Genomic DNA, 10,569 nt, shown 5'->3' with positions numbered 1-10,569 from the left:
TGGCTGGCGGTGCGGCTATTTTTGAGTTGTTGCTCCAGAATTTCTGGGCTTTCTGCGATCGCCAGTATCAGTTGGCGTGCCATAGTTAACGATCCCTAAACAGTATCTCTATTCTATGCAACTTCATTTAAAATTGGTATCAAGGGTTACAAAAAGTTAAAAATCTGAGAATGAGCCTGAGTTGCGATCGCGAAAGCAGGCACATCAAAATATTGTTATTAATTTTATATTAAGTTTTGCCTTACTTTTTCATCTTTGATTAGACAACTTTGTAATGATCCCCCTAAATTTTGCTTATATAAGTTTTACTTATCCAGCATAGGATTAGCATTAATTTTGCTGGTTAAATACAGGTCTAGCTCTTTTTCGGAAATCACTAATCGCAATTTCTGGTCTGTTTACTAATAGCTCAGTGCGCTTTTATATGGAAACTTTAAGTATAGAAATAACGTCTCCTGGTGAGTAAAGTTGTCACCTTTATATATTTTTTATGAACGAGGAATCTTTTTTACAAGCAACTCAAAAGCTCAACAATAAAGATTTTGTAGAACAAGTTTACTGTACTTATTTAAAACGAGATTCTGATATTCAAGGAAAAATTTTTTTTCTTTCTCAATTAGAGAATGACAAAATTACACGGCAGGAAATCCTCACATCATTCTTGACCTCACCGGAGTTTCATTTAATACATCACTGGGAAAAAAGTATTTTAGAAATGTCGGAATTGGAAATCATTTTATATCATGTACCTAAAACAGCAGGCACAACTTTTTTTATAGCTTTAGTACAGGTTTATGGTGCCGAGAAAATTGCTTGTTACTTTAATGAAAGGATAGTATTAAGTGAAGGTGTAGAACCCAAAATAATTAAGGCGATACAAGGTCATGTGCCTGCAAGAAAGTATTTCCGTCCCGGTAAGGCTAAAGAAATAATTTGGTTAAGGCATCCCATCAAGCGATTAATTTCTTTATATTGTTATTGGCTAAGTACGCCACCTGCTGAAGAGGGGAATAATTATCAAAGTTATCTACGAGAGAATAACCTCAATATTGTGGAGTTTGCCCAGATTCCTGAGATCCGCAATGAAATGTCTACTTATATTGGAGGACGCACTTTAACAGATTTTTATTTTGTGGGTATCCAAGATTTTTTTAAAGATGATTTGAAAGACTTAGCCAAAATGTTGAGTTGGCCAGAATTTCAAATGACTTATGAGAACACAAATAAACATCACGACTATAACTTCTTGATGAGAAGTATTCAGGATGACAGCAATATCATGAAACAACTGATAGCACTAAATTTTGAAGATTTAAATCTGTATCGAACTGCATTAGAGATGAGACTTAAGCGAAAGCAGCAGTCTAAAAAGCAAGTCCCAAACTTGGAAATTACTGCGGTGCGCTAGTAATACTACCTCTGGAAAAGTTGGCAACAGTAATCATCGTAGTTTGGGTGTAACGAAGTAAAATCTAACATCAGGATTCTAGTAAGACTTCGCAGACTGGGGATAAGTAGTCGGACATAATTATTAGTGTTAGAGTTAGAATTGTAGAGTGTATGTCAAAAAAACTTTGAGGTTTTCCCATGCTGACGCTTTATCACCAGCCGATTTCTTTCAATTCGCGCCGCGTTTGGATTACACTGCTGGAAAAAGGAATTGAGTTTGAACTGGTAGAGATGAATTTGGATGGGGATCAGTTGAAACCAGAGTTTTTGGCAATTAACCCTTTCCACCACATTCCAGTTTTGGTAGATGAGGGCTTTAATGTAGTTGAATCTTTGGCAATTCTGGATTATTTAGAGGCAAAGTACCCTACACCGACAATGTTGCCAAAAGATGCAAAGGAAATCGCGATCGCGCGGATGGTGCAAATGGTCACAGTAAATGAGTTGTCGCCTGCTGTGATGGTACTGTCTCCACAGATGTTAGGTTTGCCTGGAGGTGACGCGGAAAAAATCGAGATCGCTTTGCAGAAAATTGCGACAGTGCTAAAGTTTTTTGAGAATTTATTAGGCGATCGCCCTTTTTTTAGCAGCGAAAACTTAACTCTCGCTGAGGTGGTTGCGGGTACTGTTATACCTTGGCTACCGAGAGGCGGTGTTTCTTTGAGTGACTATCCGAAATTGAATGCTTGGTGCGATCGCTTGATAGCGCGTCCCGCCTGGAAAACGACTCAGCCGACACCAGCATCAATAGAATGGATAAAATCTCGCATAGCAGCTCAAATGGGGCTGTAGAATAAGTCTCATGGAAAGAAACCGGGTTTCTTCATAGAATCTCCGCAGAGAATCGGAGATTTTTCTAAGAAACCCGGTTTCTAATCTCCTCCTGCTAAAATCGCTCAATTTCCCAGGCTTTTTCTGGGAGTTTTGCTTGTTGTTGTCCGCGCGATCGCGCCCAAACGTTGCACAAGCCAATGGGAGTATGGAATAATTCTGCTAGATTGGCTTTGCCAGCGATCGCTTTGGGGGATGCGATCGGCAATTCTTTCAACAACCATCGCGATAACCGATAAAGGTATTCCCCTGCTGTTAATTCTCGCATCAAATCGACTCCGTGCAGTTCGTGCAAATACCTATTTGACTCACCGTAACGCCGCCACTGACTTTGCAATTGCTGGAAGCTAGAGCGATGTCGATGACGGACGATCGCATCTTCAGCAAACTCTAATCTATAGGAAGTCTCGCGCAGAATTCGCCAACAGAAATCAGCATCGCCACCAGTGGTAAGATAAGGACGAAATAAACCCACTTTTTCCAAAATTTGCCTACGAACAGCTAAATTCGCAGTTTGACCGTAAGCACAAAAAGGATGAGCTAAAGTATGTTTCTGGGAAAGAGTATCCTCAATCGCGGCGTGTTGTTCCCAAATAGTTTTACCGGGAAGGGGACTCACTTCACCAGCAACAATTCCCACATCGCGATCGGCAAATGGCCTAATTAAAGTTTCTAACCATTCTGGTTGGGGCCGACAGTCGGCATCGGTAAAAGCAATTATATCACCCTGGGAGGCGCGAATGCCTGTATTGCGGGCAGCGTAGGAACTTTGAATTTTATTTTCGGTGAGGGAGTGAATAATAATTGTAGCTGTGGCGGCTGCTGCGAGAATGGCAGGAGTGCGATCGCTACTTTTATTATCTACCAGCAAATACTCTACTTGCTGGGCTGGATAAGTTTGAGCCTTCAGGCAATTAATTAAATCTGGCAAATCTTTCTCGCCATTATAAATAGGAATTACCACCGAAATCATTCAACAAACCTCCATATTAGTCCGCGTAGGCGGACTTTGTTTGTGTAGGCGCGATTTCAATCGCCAGGATGTTTTTTCAAGAGATCTATTCCTTAACAAATAGGAATAGCAATTATAAACTCCGTCCCTTGACCAACTTCTGATTTACAAGTCAAAGTTCCCCGATGTTTTTCTACCACAATTTGATAGCTAATAGACAAACCCAAACCCGTCCCTTTACCGACAGCTTTTGTTGTAAACAAATAATCAAAAACTTTCTCCCGCACCTTTGGCGACATTCCCACTCCATTATCTCCGATCCGAATCTCGACGCGATCGCCTTCATTGATAATGGCTGTATGAATTGTAATTAAATTAGGATTGACTTTAATATCGGACAGAGTACGACCTAAATTTTGTTCTTCAAGGGCATCAATTGCATTAGTAAAAATATTCATAAATACCTGATTTAATTGTCCGGCATAGCACTTGACTAATGGTAAATTTCCATACTCCTTAATTATTTTAATTTCAGGACGATCGCCATTGGCTTTAAGGCGATGTCCTAACAACATCAAGGTACTGTCTAATCCCTCATGAATATCCACACTTTTAAGATCGGACTCATCTAATCTCGAAAAAACCCGCAAAGACATTACAATTCCTCGGATACGTTCGGCTCCTACCTTCATAGATAATAATATTTTCAGTAAATCTCCCTGAAGAAATTCCAGTTCCATTTCTTCAATTTTCTCCTGAATTTGAGGAGTTGCTTGCGGAAACTCAGCTTGATAAATTGCAATCAAATCTAGTAAATCCTGAACATATATCCTAATATATTCTAAATTGCCATAAATAAAGTTAACAGGATTATTGATTTCGTGGGCAATTCCTGCTACAAGTTGTCCTAAGCTAGACATCTTTTCAGTCTGAACTAACTGCGCTTGAGCGTATTTTAAATTGCTCAGAGCTTCTGACAATTCAGCAGTGCGTTCCTCGACACGGCTTTCTAGATCGCGAGTGAGCTGTTGCAAGGCTGTTTCTGCTCGTTGTCGCTCTTTAATTTCCTGTTGAAGTTGCAGATTTTGCTTATCTAATCCTGCTTCCGCTAACTCCCTACTCTCTTCGCTTAACACTAACCACCAAGTAGCAATACCAGTTAACACTAACAACAAGGCATACTGTAACAGAAAAACTCCTATTAATGCCTCAGCAGTCGTTTCTGGAATTTCAGAAGATCGGACAACTCCTAAATAGTAAACTAGACCAAATATCGATCCTGTTAAAGAAGATATTAACAGAAAAATCTCTAGAAATCTTGCCAGCCTCAGACCTAGACGCGGAGAAAATTTTTCTTTAAAAATAGATTGCCCAATCGCTAGAGTCATAGTTTCTATAGTCGCACTTGCAGTCTTACATTTATCGCCGCACCGAGCATCTAAGCTACAACAAAGCGAACAAATTGCTCCGTCATAAACCGGGCAAAATGCCATATCTGCTGGCTCATATTTCTGTTCGCAAATACAGCAAGAGATCGAAGATTCCTGACTGATACTGAGTTCTCCCCAATCTCTCTTAAAAACAGGGGTTAAGATTCCCTCCTTAAGAAGGGAAGCTAGAGCCGAGCGAGATTTAAGACTATTAGTTAGTACATCCTGGGAATCAAAAACAGAGTCAAATTTAGCTGTTTGTCGGTAAACATTTTCGCGGGCAATGTAATACTTGCCTTTAGTAATAACAGCTATAATTGGAGACAGAATAAAGGCTAACACTAGGGCAATAAAAGGTGCATAAGCTTGAGCATAAATGCCAAAAACTCCCACAAAGGCGATGATTGAGATCGTGGAGGCGATTGCCATTGAGCCAAATCCTACGGGATTGAAATTGTAGAGATAAGCCCGTTTAAATTCAATGTATGATGGGCTCAAGCCTAGTGGTTTATTAATTACTAAATCCGCTACTAAAGCTCCAATCCAAGCAATCGCCACATTCGAGTATAGTCCCAAAACAGCTTCTAGGGTTTCAAAGACTCCCATCTCCATCAACAATAACGCGATCGCAACATTGAAAACCAGCCAAACCACTCTCCCCGGATGGCTGTGAGTGAGTCGAGAAAAAAAGTTTGACCAAGCTAATGAGCCTGCATAGGCATTGGTAACATTGATTTTGATTTGGGAAATAATCACAAATAGTGTGGCAATAGATAAAACCACGCTGGGATTAGAAAATATATAGGCAAATCCTGCTGAATACATTTGAATTGGCTGTTTAGCACTGGCAATCGCCACGCCATGACTAATCGCCAAAGATGCTAAAAATGCTCCTCCTAACTGTTTTGCTACTCCCAAAACTATCCAGCCGGGCCCAGCTACTATTACTGCAATCCACCACCGAAAACGATTATCTTTTTCCTGATTTGGGAGAAAACGTAGATAGTCAACTTGTTCGCCTAATTGAGCAATTAAAGAAAAAGATACCGTTGCTGCTGAACCAAATAATAAGGGGTCAAATGCCGCTCCGCTAGGTGATTCTCCAGCAAATTTAAACCAATTGGCAAGAGCATTAGGCTCTTTGTAAAGCACAAAAATATAGGGAACAATCATTAATATTAGCCAGATGGGTTGAGTCCACAACTGCAACTGGTTAATTAATGTCACTCCGTAAAAAACTAAGGGAATAATAATTAGGGAACAAAGTACATAGCCGATGGGTAAAGATAGGTGAAAATATAGTTCCAATGCCTGAGCCATAATCGCTGCTTCTAAGGCAAAGAAAATAAATGTAAAGGAAGCATAAATTAGCGAGGTGATTGTAGAGCCAATGTAACCAAATCCTGCTCCTCTCGTTAATAAATCTATATCAATATTATATTTTGAAGCATAGTAGGCAATTGGCAAACCTGCAAGAAAAATAATTGTACCGACAGTAATAATTGCCCAAAAAGAATTAGCAAAACCATAACTAATTAGCAGGGAACCACCGATGGCCTCTAGAGCTAGAAAAGAAATACCTCCTATAGCAGTGTTGGCAACTAGAAACTCTGACCATTTCCTGAAGGATTTGGGAGCGTAGCGGAGCGAATAATCTTCTAGGGTTTCATTAGCTACCCAAGTGTTGTAGTCTCGCCGCTCTTTAACAATCTTGCGGTTTGGTGCAGCCATAATCAATGATAAGTTTACTCAACAAAAAAACATGAACTCTGTTGTGAATAGTTCCCAGTTTATACGGTAAATACAAAATTTTTATTGTTAATTAGCACCCTAGATTTAATGATATATGAATTAGCTGATAAGCACAGTATCCTGCAATACATATTAGCTCGTATCTCGAAGTATTTACCCTTTCTTTTTCTCTCTATATAGACTTTGGCTATCTAGCAAAAACAAAGGTATTAGCATATTATTAATTGCTTATATAATTAAGTTTATTAGCTTCTACATTCTGCGAAATTATGCGAATAGAGATAATGCAATGTAAATTGAATGCAAATTTTCAGCCTAGCTAGTTTCTAGCATTGTAGATAATTAAATATTTCATTGTTTTCTTTTCAGCCATTTTAGATAATTATAGCAACTGCCAAAACTTTTAGGAAAGATGTTTCGTAAGGCCGCCCTCGCTCGGTAATTTACCGAAAGCGAGGGCGGCGTTACGTAAGTTATCAAAGAAAACAGTCGGTTTTTGTGACTTACTCTACTGCCAAAGGTTTAATGACTGATGACTAAGCTGACGATCGCTAGAATCAGATTAATTGCGTAAAAGCTACCAACAACTTGAGTTTCTGACCAGCCAGACAGTTCTAAATGATGATGTAATGGAGCCATTTTTAACAAGCGTTTACCCACACCATCCGGCCCTTTCGTAGCTTTGTAATAGCCAACTTGGGCGATTACTGACATCGTTTCTACAAATAGAATCCCGCTGATAATTAATAGTAACCACAGAGTATTAGTGAGAAGTGCAATAGCTGCTAAAGCACCTCCTAAAGCTAAGGCTCCTGTATCGCCCATGAACACGCGGGCAGGGTTACGATTCTGAGTAACAAAGCCTAAGCAACTGCCGCTAATACAGGCGCAAAAAATCATTAATTCTGGGGAAATATCTGCAACAGATGCACCTAAACCCAGGAAAGCGATTGCACCTAAACCGCCCATTAATCCATCAATACCGTCGGTAATATTTGTAGCATTGCTTTCAGCTACTAATACAAATGTAGCCAAGGGCCAGAATAACAAACCCAAGGGTAATGCAACACCAAAAGGCAAAGCAACAGTTGTGAGAATTGCTGGTTGGCGCAATGCTAGCCAGAGACAAAATAGGAGAGCAAAACTAATTTGCAATGCCAATTTCATCTGCGGTGAAATGCCTTTGTTAGACTTGCGGCGAAGGATTTGCCAGTCATCTAGCCAGCCGATGAAGGCATAAGCTAAGGTTACAACTGATACAGCAATAACATCGGAGTTAAACTTAGACCATAAAAGCGCGATCGCCACCCCCGTAGGCACAAAAAATATGCCGCCCATTGTCGGCGTTCCCGCCTTCTGCAAGTGAGCTTGCGGGCCGTCTTCGCGAATTATTTGTCCTGCTTTGAGCTGCTGGAGTAAAGGTACAACCCAGTAGCCTAAAATAGTTACAGCTACAGCAGAAATAGCTAGGGGTAGAAATAGAGATTGCTCTATATTTAAAAATCTCCCAGCAGTCCAATCTAAACCAATGGCGGAAACGCTTAAGCACAGCCCCAGCAACAATAATAGGGTTGTTCCTGAAAGGTTGAAAGGCTTGCTAAAAGATAGTTTTTCGTCCACAAAATCTTCCTCACCACTCCCTAAAATATATCCATTGAAAAATCACAAAATCAGGAATAATGAATTGGGAAGTAGGGAGCAAGAGAAAATTTAATTAGGAATTATGAACTGAGGATCAAACAATTAAGAGGAAAGATTGATTCACTGCGTAAGCGCTACGCGCAGGCTACGCCAACGCAATGACATTAGCATTCCTATTAAATTTAATTTTCCTTCTTCCTTCTTCCTTCTTCCTTCTTCCTTCTTCCTTCTTCCTTCTCCCTTCTTCCTTCGTTCTTACATATCGTCATCTACTTCGATCGCGTCCTCAACATCATCATCAAGGTCATCATAAGGACTATCATCACCGCCCATCAAATCTGTGATTTCTGGTTCTGCATCTAACACATAATCGGGTTCTTGGTTATCCCGCGCCAACAGGCGACCTGTTGCTTCCAACCATTCTAGAAGCGAAGATTCTTGCTTTAGGGGAATAACCTCAGCAGGCTCATGGCGAGGTATTTGACGCAGAGAAGGGTTATACATTGATTATTTATCCAAAAAACGCGATAGGGTAGAAGGCATCTGGCTTATGGTGTGGGTCTTAGGAATTGGGATTGTTGAATATCCGCCCATCCGCGATCGCGCATCCGCGTCGTGCGGTCAGTCCCTAGTCTCCCTCAGCCGATTTGCCCCTAGATATTTTAATCTAACACTATCCTATCGGACAATAAATCCGAAAATGACTATCAGTGCAGCTATTTGGTACACAAAGGACGGTTACGACACCAGCGGAACTAGACTTCTCGGCCGCCATTCGGCAGGAGAAGGGTTTCTCAAAAGCTTAGTGCAACACGGAACGGGTGAATACCTCTACTGTTACACGGAAACTCAAGAAACATTTAGCGAGTTTTGCGATCGCATCCGTCCTTGGTTACAACAACCTCGAAAAGTCCGGTGGATTCCCACCGCAGAAACTCACTTGCTAGCTAAACCTGGTCTACTTTATCGACCCGATCCTACTCTCTCCGAAATGGCATGGGCGCGTCGATTTGCAGACCAGCGAGCTTATAGTATTTGTGGCGTTACTCACACGATCGCGACTAAGTACGTGATGGAAAGAATCGGCGATTTACTAATAGCACCAGTTCAACCTTGGGATGCTTTAATCTGCACCTCTATAGCCGTTAAAGTAGCAGTCGAGGCAGTATTAGAAAATTGGGCAGAATATTTAGCAAATCGCACTGGTGGCCAACCTCAAACTTCAGTCAAATTGCCGATTATCCCACTCGGAGTTGATTGTAGTATTTTTCCCCAAGGCCTTGAAGCAATTAATGCTCGCAACCAGCAACGGCAAGCACTGGGAATTCCTGCCAAGGATATTGTCGTCTTGTTTGTTGGGCGATTAACTTTCTCTGCAAAAGCTCATCCAGTACCAATGTATATGGCTCTGGAAAGGGCCGCACAAAAGGCAAATGCTAAACTTCATTTAATCCAGGCTGGTTGGATTGAAGATCCGCGAGAAGAACCAGACTTTAAAAGTAGTGCTCAGGCTTTTTGTCCCTCAGTAAATCATATTTTTGTAGACGGGCGCAAACCGGAAATTCGAGCAAATATCTGGTCGGTTGCTGATATTTTTATTTCCTTATCAGACAACATTCAAGAAAGTTTTGGGCTGACACCAATTGAAGCAATGGCAAATGGTTTGCCAGCAGTTGTTTCAGATTGGAACGGCTACAAAGAATCTGTCCGGCATGAAATAGATGGTTTCCGAATTCCCACCGTGAGTCCCGCAGCAGGTTCTTGCTTAGATTTGACAATCAACTATGTTGATAACAGCTTAAATTGGCCAACTTATATGGGCCATACTTCGATGATGACAGCAGTTAATATTGATGCCTGTACAGAGGCATTGAATAAATTAATTGCTAGTAGTGAATTAAGGCGCAAGATGGGAGAAAATGGGCGGCAGCGCGTCAAGGAAATTTATGATTGGAAAGTGGTAATTGCTGCTTATGAGCAGTTGTGGAAGGAATTAGCAGAAGTACGGGCTACCATGCCGGAATCTATGCCTTTAAAATCAGAGAGGCCACCTTATCCACTTTGCGACGATCCATTTAGGCCATTCAGCCATTATCCCAGTAAAAACCTCAGCAATGAAATGGTAATTAGTTTAGGTAAGATGGCGACACCGGAACGCTTGAAGGAAATCCAGAATATGTGGATAACTAGCTTTGGTTCAGAAAGGAGAATACCTGTTAGTATTCAGATAGATATTGTGGATGCGATTAAACAAGAGGGCGCTGTGAGTGTGGGTGAAATTCTCAGACGCTATGCTAAAAATGACAAAGAATTAGCATATCTTCGTCGGACTCTGCTCTATCTGATGAAATTTGATATCTTAGTTAATAGTTAGTTGTTAGTTGTTAGTTGTTAGTTGTTAACTGTTAACTGTTAGTTGTTAACTGTCATTGCGAGCGAAGCGAAGCAATAGCAATAGCTTAAGTAGGACTTACGCACGAACCCCGTAACGTCGCCTTCTAGGCGGTTAAAGTT

At 40.9% G+C, this 10,569-nt stretch carries 7 protein-coding genes; 3 read left to right on the top strand and 4 right to left on the bottom strand.

Annotated features, from left to right (window positions below; all coding sequences use genetic code 11):
- Positions 1-490: 490 nt before the first annotated feature.
- Entirely contained in the window at positions 491-1,408 is a 918-nt protein-coding gene (locus PN499_RS27445) for a DUF4214 domain-containing protein (protein WP_272036532.1), read from the top strand.
- 179 nt (positions 1,409-1,587) lie between these two features.
- Positions 1,588-2,241, top strand: coding sequence for a glutathione S-transferase family protein (locus PN499_RS27440; RefSeq protein ID WP_272036530.1), 654 nt, complete (start codon positions 1,588-1,590; stop codon positions 2,239-2,241).
- Between the two features lie 94 nt (positions 2,242-2,335).
- On the opposite strand, the gene PN499_RS27435 is transcribed toward PN499_RS27440, so the two are convergent.
- From PN499_RS27435 to PN499_RS27420, 4 genes are all read right to left on the bottom strand, one after another.
- Positions 2,336-3,253 carry a glycosyltransferase family 2 protein gene (locus PN499_RS27435; RefSeq protein WP_272036528.1) on the bottom strand — a complete coding sequence of 306 codons (918 nt, stop codon included), beginning with the start codon at positions 3,251-3,253 and terminating at the stop codon, positions 2,336-2,338.
- A gap of 92 nt (positions 3,254-3,345) precedes the next feature.
- Positions 3,346-6,393, bottom strand: coding sequence for an ATP-binding protein (locus tag PN499_RS27430; RefSeq protein WP_272036526.1), 3,048 nt, complete (start codon positions 6,391-6,393; stop codon positions 3,346-3,348).
- A 543-nt stretch (positions 6,394-6,936) separates the two neighbouring features.
- Entirely contained in the window at positions 6,937-8,034 is a 1,098-nt protein-coding gene (mraY, locus tag PN499_RS27425) for a phospho-N-acetylmuramoyl-pentapeptide-transferase (RefSeq protein ID WP_272036524.1), read from the bottom strand.
- A 276-nt stretch (positions 8,035-8,310) separates the two neighbouring features.
- Positions 8,311-8,559: a DUF3134 domain-containing protein gene (locus PN499_RS27420; protein ID WP_007353812.1), complete on the bottom strand. Its 249-nt coding sequence runs from the start codon at positions 8,557-8,559 to the stop codon at positions 8,311-8,313.
- A 46-nt stretch (positions 8,560-8,605) separates the two neighbouring features.
- Here PN499_RS27420 and PN499_RS27415 point away from each other — a divergent pair, with 46 nt between their 5' ends.
- Complete coding sequence (locus tag PN499_RS27415) at positions 8,606-10,429, top strand: glycosyltransferase family 4 protein (protein WP_334311726.1); 1,824 nt, start codon at positions 8,606-8,608, stop codon at positions 10,427-10,429.
- The last annotated feature ends 140 nt before the right edge of the window (positions 10,430-10,569 follow it).

This window comes from Kamptonema animale CS-326 (genome assembly GCF_028330895.1).
GTDB classification, from domain to species: domain Bacteria; phylum Cyanobacteriota; class Cyanobacteriia; order Cyanobacteriales; family Microcoleaceae; genus Kamptonema; species Kamptonema formosum.
Note: the sequence above shows the minus strand (reverse complement) of the source record. Positions and strands in the feature narration are given on the sequence as shown.